Raw genomic sequence first — 18,385 nt, forward strand, 5'->3', positions numbered from 1 at the left:
ATTAATCTTTTAGCGAACTTTTAAGTGGGCTTTTCAATTAGTTGATCTGAGATAGAAAAATTATGAGTTAAAATATGTTTATTTCAGCTCTATTTTGGTGCCTTGATTGTGCTCTTTCGGTGCGTAAATATATTTGAAAATCAAACTCTATATTCTTAGTTATTGATAATTAATAGTTTTTAAGGGTGGCACAGTTGTTGCTAAAGTTAATTAACTCGTATGAGAGATATTGGTAAGTCAATTGTCAATATGAAAATTTAATAATAGACATCTAGGGTTCCGACTATATTTTTAGTGACTGGACCGAGAGTTGTCGACCTTTTCTAAGGTTACACGGAGGGATAAAAGCCCGGGAGATGACAATTCAATGTCTCTCATGCTTTTAATGTGTAACTAAGGAGAAAAAAATGGAATTTACAACAAAGCTATTTACTAAGTACCTATGTAATTCAACCTCAAAACTACTTTCTATTAGCGCCTTATGCGCAGTGTTAATTTTCGCCCCTTCTACTGCATCTGCAGAGTCAAAACCTAAATTTCGTTTAGCTTGGACTATTTATGTTGGTTGGATGCCTTGGGATTACGGTGCAACCTCTGGCATTGTTAAAAAATGGGCTGATAAGTACGAGATAGACATCGAAATTGTACAAATCAATGATTATGTCGAATCAATCAATCAATATACTGCTGGTCAATTTGATGCAACTGTAATGACAAATATGGATGCTCTGACTATTCCTGCTGCAAGTGGTGTTGACTCTACGGCGGTAATCATTGGCGACTTCTCAAATGGTAATGATGCTGTTGTACTAAAAGGTGCAGCTAAATTAACTGATGTCGAAGGGAAAAACGTTAACCTAGTCGAACTCAGTGTTTCTCATTATTTACTTGCTCGTGCATTAGAAACTGTTTCATTAACAGAGCGAGATATTCGCGTTGTGAATACTTCTGATGCGGACTTAGTAGCTGCCTTTACTACCGATGATGTAACTGCGGTTACAACATGGAACCCTCTTTTAAGTGAAATCACTGCGATGCCAAATAATACTAAAGTATTTGACTCATCAATGATTCCTGGTGAAATCATTGATCTGTTAGTTGTAAACAGCAAAACCCTTTCTGAAAACCCTAAACTAGGTAAAGCATTAACGGGGGCTTGGTATGAGATCATGTCCACGATGAAAGGAACTGATAAAGCGGCGTTAGCAGCGCGTACTGAAATGGCTGAAGCTTCAGGTACTGACTTAGCTGGCTATGATGCTCAACTTGCATCTACAAAAATGTTTTTTGAAGCAAAAGACGCAGTTGATTTTAATAACAGCTCAGCGTTAACAACAACAATGGGGAAAGTTGCTGAATTCTCATTTAAACATGGTTTATTAGGTGAAGGTGCTGCCGACGCTAAATTTATTGGTGTAGAAACGCCAACGGGTGTTTACGGTGATAAAAGTAATATTAAATTACGCTTTGACCCAACTTATATGCAAATGGCTGTTGACGGTAAACTATAAGTTTTAGATTGTGTGTCTTATGAACACTAGCCGTGAACGATTAATAATATAGAAAAACGCTACATGATCATTCTTGCATGTTTGCCGGATCATTGAGTCATGTTTTCTTTCCTCAATTATAGGTAAGTTAAAACTCCAACTTATACTAAAGGATTAAATTTTTAGCCTATGCGTTTAATGAATAGCAAGCCGAGTCGTAGTATGCGACTCGCTTTAACCTTACTGCCATTTGCGTTGCTAGTGATTGTTTATACACTCGCCTCAGATGCGCGCTTATTAGAAAACCCAAGTGATAAGTTGTTACCCGCTTGGTCTAGTTTCTATGATGCGATACAGCGTATGGCTTTTGAACCAAGCAAACGCACGGGGGAATACCTATTATGGGTCGATACTGCCGCTAGTTTACAGCGCTTATTATTAGGTGTTGGTATTAGTGCGCTAATTGGTTTAGTCATTGGTGTCGTTAATGGCATGTTACCTATCATGCGAGCAACGTTTTCACCTCTAATTACAGCCATTTCATTGATTCCTCCAATGGCTATTTTACCCATTCTGTTTATATCATTTGGTTTAGGTGAGCTATCCAAAGTGATGCTAATTATTATTGGCATTTGTCCAATACTCATTCGTGACCTACAAATGCAAACGCAATCATTACCATCTGAGCAACTGCTTAAAGCGCAAACTTTAGGTGCTAATAGTTGGCAAATAATGGTTCGTGTCGTACTACCACAAGTATTACCTGCTTTATTTAATGCAATACGTTTAACGTTAGGTAGTGCATGGTTGTTTTTAATTGCTGGTGAAGCAATTGCTGCAACAGAAGGGTTAGGTTACAGAATATTCCTTATCCGTCGTTACTTATCGATGGATGTGATTTTGCCTTATGTTTTTTGGATTGCAGTTTTGGCTTTCATAATGGATGCATTATTACGCCTATTTTCAAATCGTGCATTCCCTTGGTATCACGGTAAACGAGGGAGTGAATAATGGATAATGCAATTATTAAAATGAATCAAGTGTGGAAAGAATATGGAGCCCATGTGGTGCTAGAGAAGTTAGATCTAACAGTACAAGCAGGAGAGTTTGTAAGTATTGTTGGTGCCTCTGGGTGCGGTAAAACATCCTTGTTAAATATGCTACTCGGTACTGAATCACCAAGCCGAGGCAGTATTTTACTTGATGGTAAAACAATGCCTAAAGAGCCTAATGAAAGTCGTGGGATTGTGTTTCAAAAGTACTCTGCTTTTCCACATTTAAACGCACTAGAAAACGTCATGTTGGGTGGTGAATTTTCTGCTTCTCCATTACTTGGAAAAGTTTTCGGTAGCAAACGCCAAAAACTAAAAGAAGATGCATTAGAAATGTTAGTTGCAGTTGGTTTAGGTGATGCAGCTTTGCGTTATCCAAATGAATTGTCTGGTGGGATGCAACAACGTCTTGCTATTGCTCAAGCACTAATTAAAGAACCTCGAATACTATTATTAGATGAACCTTTTGGGGCGCTGGATCCTGGCATTCGAAAAGACATGCATAAGCTAATTCGCGAATTATGGAAAAAACGAGGTTTAACCATTTTCATGATCACACATGATCTATCTGAAGGTTTTAGTCTTGGGTCGAGAGTTTGGGTATTAGATAAACCACGTATCGACCCTCAGGAGCCAGATCGTTTTGGAGCGCAAATTGTCTATGATATCCAACTCGATTCTAAACAAAAAATACCAAGTTCATTACAGCATTTAATGAGTATAGAAACACAGCCAGAAGCTGTTTAGGAAAAAATATGACAAATTTAAATACAAGCATTATTTATGAAGAAACTATTCCCGGTGCAAGTCATTGGTCAATGGTTGTTCCTGCAGGGCATACGTTAACCTTAACTGACCCGGAAGGTGGCAGTAATGTTTCTATGTTGTTTTATAACCCAAATAACTTATTAGAACGTTATAACGCGCCTGATACTTTAAAATGTCAGCACACTTTTAAGCTCACTAAAGGTCATTGCTTGTATTCAGATATGGGGCGTATTTTTTGCTCTATTATTCATGATGATACGCAGTGGATTGATAGTGTTGGTGGCGTTGCTAATAAGCAAAAAGTACAAGACAAATGGGGTGCTCGTGATTACCAAACAGATCGTAATGCCTGGTTACAAAATGGCTATGACAGTCTATTAGTTGAAGTGGCTAAATACGGATTAGGTAAACGCGATTTGGCTGCTAACATTAATATTTTCAGTAAAGTGAAAACCGATGATGAAGGTGCATTAAGTTTTGTTGAAAGTCATAGCAAAGCAGGCGACCAAGTCCAATTACGCTTTGAAATGGATACCTTAGTGGTATTAACAACTTGTCCTCATCCTATGAATCCTGCAAGTGAATATCCGAACTTGCCGACTGAATTATGCTTAACTAAATCCGCACCAATCAGTGAAAATGATGAATGTCTGACCTCATGTGATGAAAATGGCCGAGGTTTTGAAAATAATCGTCGTTACCAGTGTACTCACTCTCACCATCATACTTCACCTACTTTATCGGGAGCACAATCATGATCACACCAAGTTCTTTACAAGCTGAACAAGCCATTCGTCGTGACATCGTACCTGCTGGCGATTATTACATGAAAGTCTTAAAAGCAGGTGAAACACTACGTATTTTAGATATCGAAGGTAACCAAGCCGCGGATACTTTATTTTATAACGCTAAGGATCCGAGTGAACGTTACAGCGCAATGGATACGATTCGCGAACAAGGTAATGTTTACCTTACTGCGGGTACTAAGTTGTTATCCAATGATGGCAATGCCATGTTAGAAATCACCGCAGATACCTGTGGTCGACATGATACTTTAGGTGGTGCCTGTGCTACGGAAAGTAATACCGTACGATATGCGATTGAAAAAAAATGTATGCATGCCTGTCGCGATAGTTGGTTGTTAGCGGTAGCTGAAAACCCACAATACGGGTTAAGTAAGCGCGATATTACCCACAATATTAATTTCTTTATGAACGTGCCAGTTAATAGTGAAGGTGGTTTAAGTTTTGCTGATGGGATCAGTGGTGCAGGTAAATACGTAGAAATGAAAGCATCAATGGATGTAATTGTTTTACTGTCTAACTGTCCTCAATTGAATAACCCTTGTAATGCTTATAATCCCACACCTGTTGAAATGATTGTCTGGAATTAAATAACACGTCATTCAAAATTACTAAATGAGAAAATTGGGACGGCCCAATTTGTCAATCTCAGTTTGTTTCGGGACGACCCTACCTTAATAAGGTCAACAATATGTTTACTAAAATATTAATTGCCAACCGTGGCGCGATTGCTTGCCGCATCATCAGAACATTATCAGCAATGGGCATCGAAAGTGTTTCTATTTACAGCCAAGCTGATGCAGATAGTTTACATGTTTCACAAGCCGACCATGCTTATTCATTAGGTGAAGGCGGTGCAAAACAAACTTACCTAGATATTGATAAAGTCATTGCCATCGCCAAAGAGTCTGGTGCTCAAGCGATTCATCCTGGTTATGGATTTTTAAGTGAAAATGTTGAGTTTGTAACAGCCTGCGAAGCAAATGGTTTAGTATTTTTAGGCCCCACAACAGAGCAAATGCTTCAGTTTGGTTTAAAGCATCGGGCTCGTGAATTAGCTGAACAAGCAAATGTTCCTCTCCTACCTGGTAGTGACCTTTTAGTGGACCTTGATGATGCGCTTAAATGTGCAGAAAAAATTGGTTATCCAGTGATGTTAAAAAGTACAGCTGGCGGCGGTGGTATTGGCATGCAACGCTGTAATAGTGCCTTGGAATTAAGCCAAGCTTATGACTCAGTTAAACGATTAAGTGAAAATAACTTTAGTAACAGTGCGCTCTTCTTAGAAAAATTTATCGTTCAAGCTCGCCATATAGAAGTACAAGTTTTTGGTGATGGCAATGGTAATGCTATCGCATTAGGTGAACGAGATTGTTCTGCACAACGTCGTAATCAAAAAGTAATCGAAGAAAGTCCTGCGCCAAATTTAAGCGATGAATTAAGAGAGCAATTGCATTCAACGGCAACACGTTTAGCTGCTATGGTAAATTACCGTAGTGCAGGTACTGTTGAGTTTGTATTCGATCAACAAGCGCAACAATTTTATTTTCTCGAAGTAAATACTCGCTTACAAGTAGAGCACGGTGTGACTGAAATGGTTTATAACGTCGATATCGTAAAGTGGATGGTAAGCCTTGCTGCACAAACATTAGCGCCATTATCTGAACTTGAGAATAATCTAGTCGCAACGGGACATGCCATTCAAGTGCGTTTGTATGCGGAAGATGCAAATAAAGACTTCCAACCCAGTGCAGGATTAATCAGCCATGTGAAATGGGCGACTGAGGTTGATCAAGGTAAATTACGAATTGATCACTGGTTAGAAAGTGGCACAGAAGTATCTCCTTTCTTTGACCCAATGCTAGCAAAAGTCATTTGTCATAGTGAAACTCGTGAGCAAGCATTAAACGGTTTAAAACAAGCCTTGATACAGAGTGAAGTTTACGGCATAGAGAGCAATAAAGATTATCTCTATCAACTGCTTGGAAATGAAATTGTTGAAGCAGGTTTATTACTGACTCAAACATTGAACCAACTTACTTATTATCCTACCTCGATTGATGTGCTTGCTGGTGGCACGCAAACAACCATTCAAGATTATCCGGGCCGTAAAGGTTATTGGGATATTGGTGTTCCACCATCAGGTCCAATGGACAGTGTTAGCTTTTGTCTTGCTAATACCATTCTAGGTAACAGTGAAAAAGAAGCGGGTTTAGAGATCACAATAAGTGGTCCAACATTACGTTTTAACAGTGCAACCCGTATTGTGATCACGGGGGCAACAATTCAAGCTGAATTAGATGATGTTAAAGTGGCTAATGGCCAAGTTATTGAAATAGCTGCCGGTCAAACCTTAACGCTGGGTAACATCATTAGTGCAGGTGCACGTGCTTATCTTGCTGTGCAAGGTGGTATCCAATGTCCTGATTATCTAGGTAGTAAATCAACCTTTACGCTTGGTCAATTTGGTGGTCATGCGGGTCGTGCTATTCGTACCGGTGATGTATTACATCTTGATAGTTCGGTTGAACCTTCATTAACCACTATTACAACACCTAAACTTCCAGAAATTAGTGACGAATGGATTATCCGTGTTATTTATGGCCCACATGGTGCACCTGATTTCTTTTGTCCTGAAGACATCGATGCCTTCTTCGATGCAACGTGGAAAGTACATTTTAACTCAAGCCGTACCGGTGTTCGTTTAATGGGGCCTAAACCTAAATGGGCCCGTAATGATGGTGGCGAAGCTGGATTACATCCTTCAAATATCCATGATAACGCTTATGCAGTGGGCACAATCGACTTTACCGGAGATATGCCTGTTATTTTGGGGCCGGATGGCCCAAGTCTAGGTGGTTTTGTTTGCCCTGTAACAATTATAAAAGCTGATTTATGGAAAGTAGGGCAGTTAAAAGCTGGCGCAACAATCTGTTTCCAAGCTGTGTCGATCGACGATGCTCAGCAGTTTGAGCGTCAACAATTAGATTTAATGGCTAAAGGCGAATATGTTGCCGCTGAAATGGCAACGGAACAACCAAAAAGTGCGGTTATTAAAACCATAGAAAAAACAGCGGAAAATGAAAAAGTTGTTTATAGAGCGAGCGGTGAAGATTACTTATTAGTTGAATATGGTGATCAAATTTTAGATGTGGCACTTCGTTTTCGTGTTCATGCACTAATGCTTAAACTGCAGAATATGGATGTTGCTGGCGTTCAAGAGTTAACGCCGGGTATTCGTTCATTACAAATCCATTATGATAATTTACAGTTACCTTTAACTGCACTGTTAGCAATTTTAGCCGAAGCAGAAGATGCATTAGGTGATGTAAGCCAATTAACAGTGCCTTCAAGAATCGTTAATATTCCTTTGTCATGGGATGATTACGCAACACGCCTAGCAATCAAAAAATACGATGAGCTAGTGCGTAAAGATGCGCCATGGTGCCCTGATAATATCGAATTCATTCGCCGTATCAACGGACTGGAATCTGTTGAGCAAGTGAAAGAGATCGTATTTAACGCAAGTTATTTAGTAATGGGTTTAGGTGATGTTTACTTAGGTGCACCAGTAGCAACGCCACTTGATCCTCGTCATCGTTTAGTCACAACGAAATATAACCCAGCTAGAACATGGACACCTGAAAATGCAGTAGGTATCGGTGGTGCTTATCTTTGTGTCTATGGCATGGAAGGGCCGGGTGGTTATCAGTTTGTTGGGCGTACATTACAAATGTGGAATCGTTACCGTCAAACAGAAGAGTTTAAAAAACCGTGGTTATTACGTTTCTTTGACCAAATTCGTTTTTACCCTGTAAGCAGTGAAGAGTTAACACAAATACGTAGCGATTTTCCGCGTGGTGATTACCCGTTAAAAATCGAAGAAACCACTTTTAGTCTTGCTGATTATCAAGCGCAGCTCGTTGAAAATGAAGAATCGATAGTGAGCTTCAAAGAAACGCAGCAAAAATCATTTGAAGCAGAACGCCAGCGCTGGCAGGAAACTGGGCAGGCTAACTTTGTGGCAAAAGAAATGACGCAAATTGAAACTGATATTGCGACGTTAACAACACAACAGCGTGGTGTTGATAGTCATGTTGCCGGTAATATCTGGCAAGTTTTAGTTAAACCTGGAGATGTGGTTAAAGCGGGACAAACATTATTGATTCTTGAAGCAATGAAAATGGAAATTGAAGTTGTTTCGCCTGCTGCTGGGAAAGTAGTGAGTGTTGTACAAAAAGAAGGTTCACAAGTACATGCAGGACAACGCTTAATGATTTTGGAAAAACTATAATGGAAAATTTAATGATAGAACAAAACATGAACATCAATGTGCTGCAAAATGCTTATCGTAGTGGTGAGTTAAATGTAAAAGACTTTTTATTAGCAAAATTAGCACAGGCTAAAAGTGATACAAGTAACGTTTGGATCAGTACTATTTCTGAATCTCAACTAGTAAAAATGTTGGATGTGCTTGATGGTAAATCAATTGATGAATTACCTTTGTATGGTGTGCCATTTGCAGTTAAAGACAATATTGATTTTGCTATGTTACCAACCACAGCAGGTTGTGAAGCATATACTTTTCAGCCAGATAAATCATCGACGGTTGTACAGTTATTAATTGATGCGGGTGCAATTCCATTCGGTAAAACTAATTTAGATCAGTTTGCTACTGGGCTTGTTGGAGTTCGCAGTCCTTGGGGAGCAGTTAACAATAGTTTTGATTCTGAATATGTTTCCGGCGGCTCAAGCTCAGGCAGTGCGGTGGCAGTAGCAACAGGTCAGGTGAGCTTTTCATTAGGGACTGATACAGCTGGCTCTGGAAGAGTACCTGCTGCCTTAAATAATATTGTTGGTATGAAAGCGACAAAAGGGTTACTAAGTTGCACTGGAGTCGTACCTGCTTGTAAAAGCTTAGATTGTGTCACTATTTTTGCCAATAGCGCTAATGAAGTTAATTTATTGCTTAATATTACAGGTCAATGGGATGAAACAGATTGTTTCTCTCGTGAAAATAAAGTTACTAATAGCATTGATTATTTCCAACCTAACAAAAAATTATCAGGGCTAAAAGTTGGGTTACCTGCCCCTGAACAGTTAAGTTTTTTTGGCGACCAGAGTGCGCAAATATTATTCTCAGAAAGCGTTAAACGCCTTAAAAAAGAAGGTGTTGAGATTGTTAATATTAACTTTCAACCTTTCTTGGATGCAGCAAAATTATTGTATGAAGGTCCTTGGGTCGCAGAACGATATGCAGCAATAGAAGACTTTTTTAAAGCTGATCCAAAACAATGTTTACCTGTGATTGAAACTATTATTGGTGGGGCAACGGCATATACAGCTGTGGACACCTTTAAAGCAATGTATCGTTTACAAGCTTATAAAATACAATGTGATGCTATTTTAGCGCAAGTAGATTGTGTGCTCACACCAACAGCAGGCTGTGCATATCGAATTAAAGATGTTGAAGCAGATCCCATTCAATTAAATTCAAATTTAGGTTATTACACTAACTTTATGAATTTATTAGATTATGCCGCTATAGCATTGCCTGCTGGAATATTAGCTTCTGGATTACCATTTGGTATTACATTATTTGGTCCTGCTTTTAGTGACCGTTTATTACTTAGTGTTGGCGCTCAATGGCAAAAATTAACTGACTTAACGCTAGGTGCAACTCAACAAAAAGTGATTAATACAGCGCAGGTATTAAGTTCAAGTGCAGCAGATAGCCAAATTGATATCGCGGTTTGTGGTGCACATTTATCTGGTTTCCCATTAAATAATCAATTAACAGAGCGTGGAGGTGTGTTAGTTAAAACGTGTAATACTTCTACAGACTATCGTTTTTATGCACTGGCTGGTGGCCCTCCATTCCGCCCTGGTCTTATACGTGTTGATGATGAATCAGGCTCTGCTATTGAAGTAGAAGTTTGGCGTTTGCCTGTCTCAAATATTGGCACTTTTTTACAAGGCATCGAACAACCTCTTGGATTAGGAAAAGTACAGTTAGATGATAATTCTTGGGTAAGTAGTTTTATCTGTGAAGGTTATGCGATTAACACTGCCGAAGATATTACTCATTTTGGTGGCTGGAAAGCTTATATAAAAGCGAAGTAAAGCTGATTAAAAACATACCCTCATGTTTATCCTGCGGGTATGTTTTGAAAAATAGCTTCAAATAATAAATAATAAGTGCTTAATAATAAGGAGGGCTGCAAACAATTTATATCTAATTAACAAGAGGGATAAATAATGCACATGGATAGTAGTTATATTAAGGATCTGCAAATATTCCTAGCAGTCGTTAATGCGAATGGAGTATCTAATGCTCAGTCAGTACTGAATAAAGATGCTTCAGCGATTAGTCGTTCACTTAATACGCTTGAAACACGTCTGGGGATTGATACTGTGTGAACGTGGGCGGCAAGGGTTTAAAATTACACCTGAAGGAAGTGTGATAATAGAACAAACACAAGTTTTGTTTGGTGCTTTTCGAACTTTTGAAAACAATGTGATGATTGCCTGTGGTCAAAGTGCGAGTCGTCTTTCAATTGGCATTATTGATAACATTATTACTGATGATAATTGTCCTCTTCAATCTGCTCTTAATCGTATTCATGATCAGTTTTCATCTGACTTTGAGCTAGCTATACATACTAAAAGCCCACATAGGTTAGAAAAATTATTATTAAATAAAGAGATAGATATCGCACTCGGTATATTTGATAATCATCATCGTTCCCTGAATTATTCCGCCTTATATTCTGAAACAGATTATTTATATTGTGCGTCACATAACCCGGTTGCAAGGTTACTTGAACAGGGGGGAAAGCAAAAGCAGTTAATCGACTGTATCAGAACACAAAATTTTTGTGCACGTAGTTTTTTAAATGAAGCTGACATTAAATGTCTTGGTTTTCAATTATTAGGTAAAACGACTTTTACTTCTAATTTAGAGGCAATTACTTTTCTGATTTTAAGTGGATCTTATATTGGCTTTATCCCGCACCATTTTGCTCAGCGTTTTGTAGATGAAGGCAAATTAACTCCTATATTAGCGTCGACTATTAAGCGAGTTTCAACATTGGAATTAGTTCACCGAAGAGATGAAGACAAAAATAGTAGTGTACTAAAGCGAACCCTTGAACTATTAAGAATATAGATAAAAGCTACATGATCATTAGTGCATGTTTGCAGGATCATTACGTCATGTTTTCTTTCTTCAATGATAGGTAAGTTATAACTCTAACTTACACTTAAAGGACTAAATGATGACTTTATCCAAATTATGCACCCTAGCATCAGGCGTGTTACTTGCAACAAGCCTTTCTTTTAATGCCCATGCTAAAGAAACTTATAAGATAGCCTGGACTATTTATGCAGGCACTATGCCCCTTGGTTATGCACAAGATCATCAAATATTAAAAAAGTGGGGTGATAAATTTGGGTTTAATTTAGAAGCTGTCCAGCTTAATGATTATATTGAAGCACAAACTCAATTTACGGCTGGTAGTTTTGCTGGCTCAGTCGCTATTACACTTGATGCATTAACAATACCTGCAGGCTCTGGTGTTGATACAACCGTGTTAGCACCATTAAGCACATCGATGGGTAGTGACGGTATCGTGCTCCGTGGTAAAGGAAAAACCGTTGCAGACTTAAAGGGGAAATCAATTAATTTAGTTGAGCTATCTGGCTCGCATTATATGTTAGCGCGTGCTTTAGATACAGTTGGTTTGAGCGAACGAGATGTAAATATTATTAATACATCAGATAGTGATATAGGTTCGATATTTTTTGATAGTAGTGCAGAGGCTGTTGCTACATGGAAGCCTCAATTAAGTGAAATTTTAACGCAGTTTCCTGACAGTACATTAGTTTTTGATTCTTCAGATATTGCAGGTGAGATAGTTGACCAATTAATAGTACATACAGCCTTACTGAAAAAAGAACCGAATTTGGGTAAAGCAATTATAGGTGCTTGGTATGAAACAATAGCGATGCTTGAACCAAGTCACCCTAAGCATAACGAGATCATGGCTTACATGAGTAATGCTTTAAATACGGATCAGGCTAACCTTAAGTCTCAGTTATCTACAATAGATTTTTTTAATCCTAAAACTGCGCAAACTTATATTAAAAGTAACTCTTTTAAGCAATCCTTAAAGGATATCTCTACTTTTGCTTTCGCGCATGGCTTACTTGGTGACAATGTACCTGATGCGGGATATATCGGAATGGAAGCTGGTGATGGAACACTGATTGGTAACAGCAACAATATTAAACTACGTTTTTCAGATACATGGATCTCTCCTTGGGCTGATAAATTTAATACGCCTGCTTTGGTTAAGGAGTAAATATAATGAGCCAATTTTCAGCACTTGAATTTTCGATTCCTTATTCTTGGCCTTTGTCTGGTTGTTGGGATAGTAGTAATACAGCTGTGATTGTGATTGATATGCAGCGAGATTTTCTAGATCCACTTGGCTATTTTAGTAGTCTAGGAGAAGATGTAAGCCATTTACAACGCACCATTGAACCTGCAAAAAAATTACTCAAAGCGGTGAGAAAGCACGATTTTTTAGTATTGCATACGCGTGAAAGCCATCGTCCTGAATTGGTTGATGTTACTGCTAATAAAGGCTTAAAAGCTGCTAGCCAAGGCGCTGCGATAGGTAAACAGGGACCGTTAGGACGTTTGCTTGTACGAGGTGAGGAAGGCTCTGATTTTTATGATGGCTTTGTGCCTGAGCCAGGAGAAATAACCATTGATAAACCTGGTAATAGTGCATTTTATGCTACTGACTTAGAGCATATATTAAGGGTACAACAGATACGTCATTTGGTGATTCTTGGAGTGACATCAGATGTGTGCGTATCAGCAACGATGAGAGAAGCAAACGATCGTGGATTTGATTGTTTGTTGCTAGAGGATTGTTGCGGTGCGGCAACCAGCGATTTGCATGATTCATTGATTGCTAGCCTTGAGCATGAAGGTGGTATTTTTGGCGCACAAGCTCAAAGTCAGGAATTTATTGAATACTTAAAAAATTAACAAATCTAATGGGAGAGAATTAAGATTTAAAACTCAATTCAACTAGGTTGGATTGAGTTTTTTGATAAGGAGCTTTTAACTAATAATTAAATTTCTTTTAAATTTAAAAGAAATTTATTATGTCTCACCTTGTTCGCCTATTTGCCCTGAAACAATATGTAGATCTCGCTGTGGGAAAGGTATCGATATATTGTGTTGTGCAAGGATTCGATTAAAACCAGTGTTAATAGCATGGGTCATTGGTAGGCGATGCTCAGTTCTTTCAACAAATACTCGCGCTTCAAAATTAAGCGAACTATCCCCATGTTCTAAAAAGAAAACCTGTGGCGCAGGTTGAGTTAATATATCTTCTTTATCCGTAAGCACTTGCATCAACAGGTCTCGCACTTTATCCACATCAGAGCCATAAGCAACGCCTATTTTAATCACTACGCGCGTAATAGCATCATTTAAGGTCCAATTAGTCACGTTCTCAGTGATAATCGACTTATTTGGAAGTAGAACCTCACGGTTGTCGAAATCAGTTAGTGTTGTCGCTCTAATAGCAATATTGGTGACGGTGCCCGATTGATCGCCAATGGTAACTAAATCACCGACTCTAATCGGCCTCTCAAATAAGATGATGATACCCGAAACAAAGTTAGCCACAATTTCTTGTAAACCAAAACCTAAACCGACACCCAAAGCGGCAACAATCCATTGTAATTTTGACCAATCTATCCCTAATAAAGAGAAGCCAACAACAACACCTGTTCCTATTAATACATAGCCTAAAATAGTCACTATTGCATAACGCGCACCGTTATCCATAGCAAACCGTTCAAAGAATCCAATTTCAATGACGCCGCGAATATTTCTGGCCGCGACCACGCCTCCAACCATAAAACCAATTCCTAGAATAACTTGCCACAATGTCACACCGCTAGATAACTCTACGCCATCGACAATGGTAGTTTGTTGCCAAAGCACAATGTCTTCAACAATGCCTAATGCGGGCAATAAGGGTTTCCAGACAAACCACAAGCAAACTATAAACAGTAATCTGGTGATCCAGTGTATAACTGCTCTGCTTTGCCGAACGACTTCGTCTTTATTTATATTGTTATTTATGGTCTGTGGTGGGATTAAATCATCACTGTTTTGTGCTGCAGATTCTTCTTGCTGAAGTTTCGCTTCTAATGCTTCTAAGCGTTTCTTTCTTACTATATAACGTCGAAAAGTAACCAAAAAGGTACGCAACATAATGCCATATACCACCGCGGCCAGCACCAGTAAGATACCTGACAAAAATAATTTTGATTGCAATTCGACTGCCGTATCAAAAAAGCCAAATAATGGAAGTAAGCCAATTGCGAACGGAGAAATAACAACAATTGGGAAAGATAAAATAGCTAAGGTGCTGGCTGCGGTACGTCCTTCGACACTGGTTGCTACACCGCTTTTAGGTTGAAAGAACTGATAACTAAATATTGTAATAAAAATAGACCCAATGATGAATGCAATAATAGCGATACCATATCGCAAGTCTGGTTCATCACTGGCGATGGCACTTGCGAAGATAAAGGTTACCAAAGACTGTATCCACACAAACCACGTTAACATTTTTCGAAGTTTATCTCGTGCAATATCACTCCAACCAAAATGTTTATCAAATATGCCATCTTCACGACACATTGAGTGAAAAAATAGTAAAATCAAACTTACAGATGCCATTGATGCAAGGCCTGTGGCAATGCCTGTTGAAAAGCTGCTAGGTTCAGCATTATTGAAGATAATTCCTGCAATCGTGAATAAAAAAATGGGTAGGGGGAAGGCTAAGATAAAGGTTAATACTAGAGCAAGAGGGGTTGTAAGATAAGTATCTTTTCCTACTTTACCAACTTGTTCAACCAATGACCGTAAAACACCTTTAATTCTAGATTGTAGCAGCAAAATTGTAATGGGGAGGGTGAGTAAAAGTAAAGCAGGTACCGTTAATACACCAGCATACACGATATTGATTAAATTCCACCAAGAACTGGGCGATGTATACCACTCAATATTATTAACGAAATTAATGAGCAGATCACCAGATTTTTCTGAGTTTGAAGGTAACCAAATAAGTCTTCGATCTAGAAGTTCTCTCAGCTCGGCACTTGATAACAACAACTGGTTAATCAGTAATTTTTCTTCTGCTATGCTATCAGATTGTTCACTTGATACTTCAATTAAAAGGGTCAATAACTCACGACGCGCTTGCACCAGATTTTTAGCCACTTCTATATCAGCGTTTGTGAATTCAATATCGATATCACTTTTTTCTTTTACTAAATTATCTTTATTTTCTTGACGTGCATCGGTCAGAAATTGTTTAGCGGCAACTTCAATTTGAGCTGTATTACGTAAACTTTCTTGCCACAATATGACATCAAGTTGATTACGAACAGCATCTTCCTCAATTTTATATTTACGTTTCTCAATACGTGCTTCGTTGGGTAAAGACGTTCGTAATCTACGTAATAATTCCCCTAGTTCATCGGTTACTCTTCCTGTTGCCAATACGCGCTCGATGGTTTCAGATGATTGTTCAACTTCTCGTTTTTGGCTACGTAAAGCACTTATGTTTTTTTTGTTATGAGATGAATTGGCCTGCTTGTTGGCGAGTAGTTCTGCAAGCGACAAGTTTTCTTTCGCAATAACAGAAAGCGTTGGCTTTAGTTCAAGTTGACTCAGCATTTCTTTGCTTTGTTTTAAGGTGTTCTCTACTTCTACATTACGGCTTTGCGATAAATAATTTTGTACCCCCAAAATTTTCTTTTCAGAAAGTTCACTTTGTAACCGCATCTGCATAAGTTCTGCATCTACTAATGCTTCTCTTACAGGGATGGTGGCTATTTCTCGTTCAAGTGCTTTTATTGTTGCCGCAAGCTTCTCAATAGTTGCACTTTTTTTATAAAAATCAGCTCTCTCATCAGGACTTGTATCTTGGTTTGGCTGCTTGGTGATCGTATCACTAATTGCTTTTTTATCTGCTAGGGCAGCACTCAGTTCATTTGCAATTTCACTCGCGCGAACACTCAAGTTATCTTGCTCTGTCTGCTTTTCACCCTGTACCCTCAAACGGTTTTCTTGTTCCGCAAGGTCTATTAATAGTTGGTTTTCTAATTTATCAGTCGATTGATCGGGGGTGATTGTTATTGTTTGATTTTTTAAGCGATTATTTTCATTTTGAATCGCTAATATTTTTTGAGGTGCGGTAGCGGCTTTTTCACTGAAGGTATTAGCTAACTTTGTTTGCTCGTCTGCTTTGGTAAGTATTTTTCGAGCATCTTCTAGTGTCGTGAGAATTGGTTTTTTTTGTTCATCAAGTAATTCTGTGTTTTTGTCTAAACGTTCTATTTCGTTAACTATTTTTTTATCGAGACTATTTTGCTGTGCAAATCCAAACGGGGCAAATAAGGTAAGGCTCATCAATAGGAGTATAAAAAATTTTATGTTGTAAAATCCGTTGTATGATTTTTTTATCTTGTACAAAAGCACTCCGAAAGCGTTAGTTATGATTTTATGGTATTTATTATGCAAATCTAGGAATAGAATAAATTAATATGTCATCATAATTAATCTACCTTAAATCCCAATCGTTAATCTACCCTAACCCTCAAAAATTATTTCATACTATGGTCACAGGTAAGCGTTTTGATTGGTTCAGATATAAATAATTAGATCGAAGTAAACTCGATTATTACTATGGGTTTATGCATTAACACCGGGCAGTTGACTGTGGTTACCCTATTTATATTGATACTCTCTCATAAAGAAAAGGCAGAACCTGACCTCCCTGAACCTTTTTTAAAGGGCTCATGGGAAAGTGATTAGGGTGCTTGTAAGTTGTGTATCAAAGTCGTTTAGGTGAGAATTCAGCATTAATTATGAGATACCCATCAGGATCAATTAAATGACTCTTTGTTTGAAGGTTCTGCTCACTGGTTTGAATTGAGGAAAGGTTACTTTGTCTGGGGTTTTTGTTATTAGTGATCGTTAAACCTAAAAAACCATTTTTAATATCAGTGTTATAGCTAAAATTAACATCCTCTTGTGTCCCATCAAATTGTTGAAATTCTAATAGGGTGTCAGAGTATTGCCATAATGTTTCTACAATATTATCTGAATGTTTTATTTCATTAAATGAATCAGACTGCTTATTTGCTAAAAAATACAATGTCATCGCGCGTTCATCGGAGCGGTAGGTATAAACCAGTTCAAAGCCTAATCGTTGATAGAAGGGTAAGCTATGTTTCAGATCTTTGATTCTAAGTGTTGATAAGTTTATATGTGCAACCGAACCTAAGGGAAAATCGATGTCGTCTAGTTTAATTAAATCAGTCTGTGTGTTTTCAATTAAATGAGTTTGAATTAATTCAATACAATAACCATCGGGATCTGTTAGATGGCATAAATAAGCTAAATTAGGAATGACCGTACATAAGCTGACTTTAATACCATTATCTAATAATTTCTGGTGCGCAGTCGCTAAGTGACCAACCGCGATAGTGAATTTCCAATAACCTGATTGTCGATTAGGCTGAGCGGGTACTGAAAATTTTTGTTGTGGATTGAAAACCAGCTCAAGTTGAGCATGGAGAGTCTTATTTATTGTTTCATCACTGCAGCCTCTTTGGTCATAACAATATTCAAGAATATAATGAAGGCCTTGTGTTGATTCATAATGATGAATCAACTGCATACCCATAATATCTAGATAAAAGGTTAATGACTTTTCAGGATTACTGATTTGTAAACGGTGCTGAGTTATCTGCATTTTATGCTCCTTTTAGCGTTCACCTTGTACTTCGAATTCGTCACTAGCAAGTCTAGCATGGCCATCTGCTTCTAAGACCCAGTGCTCACGATGGACAACCCCGAATGCATTATTCATGGTCCAATGTGATGTTAAAATATAACCTTCATCCTCAGCTTCCCAAGTGACCTGTGTGTAATTCACATCTTTAAAACCTTGATCCATTATACCTTGCCAAAAGTCTTGAATTGCCTGACGCCCCTCAAACACGCCGAAAGGTCTTGCTGTCATTACGCAATGTTCTTGGTATTGTGCTGCGCACCCTTTAGCATCTGAATTGTTGAAAGCAGTTTGCCAAGCTGAAATACCTTTTTTACATGCGATTAACGTTATGTTGTCTGTTGTTGCATTAGTCATATAATTATCCTTGATAG

The 18,385-nt window shown here is 38.3% G+C and carries 14 protein-coding genes and 1 riboswitch; of the genes, 11 read left to right on the forward strand and 3 right to left on the reverse strand.

The window, feature by feature from the left end; translation table 11 throughout:
- Positions 1 to 260: 260 nt before the first annotated feature.
- Positions 261 to 358: riboswitch (guanidine-I (ykkC/yxkD leader) on the forward strand.
- 49 nt (positions 359 to 407) lie between these two features.
- The 11 genes from MT391_RS16685 to MT391_RS16735 all read left to right on the forward strand — a co-directional run bounded on the left by MT391_RS16685 (position 408) and on the right by MT391_RS16735 (position 13,174).
- Entirely contained in the window at positions 408 to 1,511 is a 1,104-nt protein-coding gene (locus MT391_RS16685) for a putative urea ABC transporter substrate-binding protein (protein ID WP_499440980.1), read from the forward strand.
- Positions 1,512 to 1,688: 177 nt separating this feature from the next.
- Positions 1,689 to 2,501, forward strand: coding sequence for an ABC transporter permease (locus tag MT391_RS16690; protein ID WP_499499097.1), 813 nt, complete (start codon positions 1,689 to 1,691; stop codon positions 2,499 to 2,501).
- Entirely contained in the window at positions 2,501 to 3,289 is a 789-nt protein-coding gene (locus MT391_RS16695) for an ATP-binding cassette domain-containing protein (RefSeq protein WP_499440981.1), read from the forward strand. Before MT391_RS16690 ends, MT391_RS16695 begins: the two co-directional genes overlap by 1 nt.
- Before the next feature lie 8 nt (positions 3,290 to 3,297).
- Positions 3,298 to 4,068, forward strand: coding sequence for an urea amidolyase associated protein UAAP1 (locus tag MT391_RS16700; RefSeq protein ID WP_299665378.1), 771 nt, complete (start codon positions 3,298 to 3,300; stop codon positions 4,066 to 4,068).
- Complete coding sequence (locus MT391_RS16705) at positions 4,065 to 4,703, forward strand: urea amidolyase associated protein UAAP2 (RefSeq protein WP_499499099.1); 639 nt, start codon at positions 4,065 to 4,067, stop codon at positions 4,701 to 4,703. The genes MT391_RS16700 and MT391_RS16705 overlap by 4 nt, the downstream gene beginning before the upstream one ends.
- A 101-nt stretch (positions 4,704 to 4,804) precedes the next feature.
- Positions 4,805 to 8,407 (forward strand): urea carboxylase, encoded by a 3,603-nt coding sequence (gene uca, locus MT391_RS16710; RefSeq protein WP_499499101.1) that lies wholly within the window; start codon positions 4,805 to 4,807, stop codon positions 8,405 to 8,407.
- 11 nt (positions 8,408 to 8,418) lie between these two features.
- On the forward strand, positions 8,419 to 10,236 hold the full coding sequence (gene atzF / locus MT391_RS16715) for an allophanate hydrolase (RefSeq protein WP_499499102.1): 1,818 nt from the start codon (positions 8,419 to 8,421) through the stop codon (positions 10,234 to 10,236).
- 135 nt (positions 10,237 to 10,371) lie between these two features.
- Positions 10,372 to 10,533: a helix-turn-helix domain-containing protein gene (locus tag MT391_RS16720; RefSeq protein ID WP_499499104.1), complete on the forward strand. Its 162-nt coding sequence runs from the start codon at positions 10,372 to 10,374 to the stop codon at positions 10,531 to 10,533.
- A 40-nt stretch (positions 10,534 to 10,573) separates the two neighbouring features.
- Positions 10,574 to 11,281 carry a substrate-binding domain-containing protein gene (locus MT391_RS16725; RefSeq protein ID WP_499499106.1) on the forward strand — a complete coding sequence of 236 codons (708 nt, stop codon included), beginning with the start codon at positions 10,574 to 10,576 and terminating at the stop codon, positions 11,279 to 11,281.
- Positions 11,282 to 11,387: 106 nt separating this feature from the next.
- Positions 11,388 to 12,476: a putative urea ABC transporter substrate-binding protein gene (locus tag MT391_RS16730; RefSeq protein ID WP_499499108.1), complete on the forward strand. Its 1,089-nt coding sequence runs from the start codon at positions 11,388 to 11,390 to the stop codon at positions 12,474 to 12,476.
- A gap of 5 nt (positions 12,477 to 12,481) precedes the next feature.
- On the forward strand, positions 12,482 to 13,174 hold the full coding sequence (locus MT391_RS16735; RefSeq protein WP_499499109.1) for a cysteine hydrolase family protein: 693 nt from the start codon (positions 12,482 to 12,484) through the stop codon (positions 13,172 to 13,174).
- Positions 13,175 to 13,291: 117 nt separating this feature from the next.
- Here MT391_RS16735 and MT391_RS16740 read toward each other — a convergent pair whose 3' ends face one another.
- The 3 genes from MT391_RS16740 to MT391_RS16750 form a co-directional block, all read right to left on the reverse strand.
- Complete coding sequence (locus tag MT391_RS16740) at positions 13,292 to 16,624, reverse strand: mechanosensitive ion channel domain-containing protein (protein ID WP_499499111.1); 3,333 nt, start codon at positions 16,622 to 16,624, stop codon at positions 13,292 to 13,294.
- A 424-nt stretch (positions 16,625 to 17,048) separates the two neighbouring features.
- Positions 17,049 to 17,972 carry a VOC family protein gene (locus tag MT391_RS16745; RefSeq protein WP_499499113.1) on the reverse strand — a complete coding sequence of 308 codons (924 nt, stop codon included), beginning with the start codon at positions 17,970 to 17,972 and terminating at the stop codon, positions 17,049 to 17,051.
- Between the two features lie 12 nt (positions 17,973 to 17,984).
- A complete protein-coding gene (locus MT391_RS16750; protein WP_499499114.1) occupies positions 17,985 to 18,368 on the reverse strand; it encodes a YybH family protein in 384 nt (127 codons plus the stop codon).
- Positions 18,369 to 18,385 lie beyond the last annotated feature (17 nt).

This window comes from Vibrio sp. 1-Bac 57 (assembly GCF_037546855.1).
Classification (GTDB): domain Bacteria; phylum Pseudomonadota; class Gammaproteobacteria; order Enterobacterales; family Psychromonadaceae; genus Psychromonas.

Bases quoted from the DNA above. Each gene is read 5' to 3' on its own strand.
- atzF (WP_499499102.1), top strand. From the start codon at position 8,419: ATGATAGAACAAAACATGAACATCAATGTGCTGCAAAATGCTTATCGT.
- uca (WP_499499101.1), top strand. From the start codon at position 4,805: ATGTTTACTAAAATATTAATTGCCAACCGTGGCGCGATTGCTTGCCGC.
- MT391_RS16740 (WP_499499111.1), bottom strand. From the start codon at position 16,624: ATGAGCCTTACCTTATTTGCCCCGTTTGGATTTGCACAGCAAAATAGT.
- MT391_RS16745 (WP_499499113.1), bottom strand. From the start codon at position 17,972: ATGCAGATAACTCAGCACCGTTTACAAATCAGTAATCCTGAAAAGTCA.
- MT391_RS16695 (WP_499440981.1), top strand. From the start codon at position 2,501: ATGGATAATGCAATTATTAAAATGAATCAAGTGTGGAAAGAATATGGA.
- MT391_RS16705 (WP_499499099.1), top strand. From the start codon at position 4,065: ATGATCACACCAAGTTCTTTACAAGCTGAACAAGCCATTCGTCGTGAC.
- MT391_RS16735 (WP_499499109.1), top strand. From the start codon at position 12,482: ATGAGCCAATTTTCAGCACTTGAATTTTCGATTCCTTATTCTTGGCCT.
- MT391_RS16720 (WP_499499104.1), top strand. From the start codon at position 10,372: ATGCACATGGATAGTAGTTATATTAAGGATCTGCAAATATTCCTAGCA.
- MT391_RS16750 (WP_499499114.1), bottom strand. From the start codon at position 18,368: ATGACTAATGCAACAACAGACAACATAACGTTAATCGCATGTAAAAAA.
- MT391_RS16730 (WP_499499108.1), top strand. From the start codon at position 11,388: ATGATGACTTTATCCAAATTATGCACCCTAGCATCAGGCGTGTTACTT.
- MT391_RS16685 (WP_499440980.1), top strand. From the start codon at position 408: ATGGAATTTACAACAAAGCTATTTACTAAGTACCTATGTAATTCAACC.
- MT391_RS16690 (WP_499499097.1), top strand. From the start codon at position 1,689: ATGAATAGCAAGCCGAGTCGTAGTATGCGACTCGCTTTAACCTTACTG.
- MT391_RS16700 (WP_299665378.1), top strand. From the start codon at position 3,298: ATGACAAATTTAAATACAAGCATTATTTATGAAGAAACTATTCCCGGT.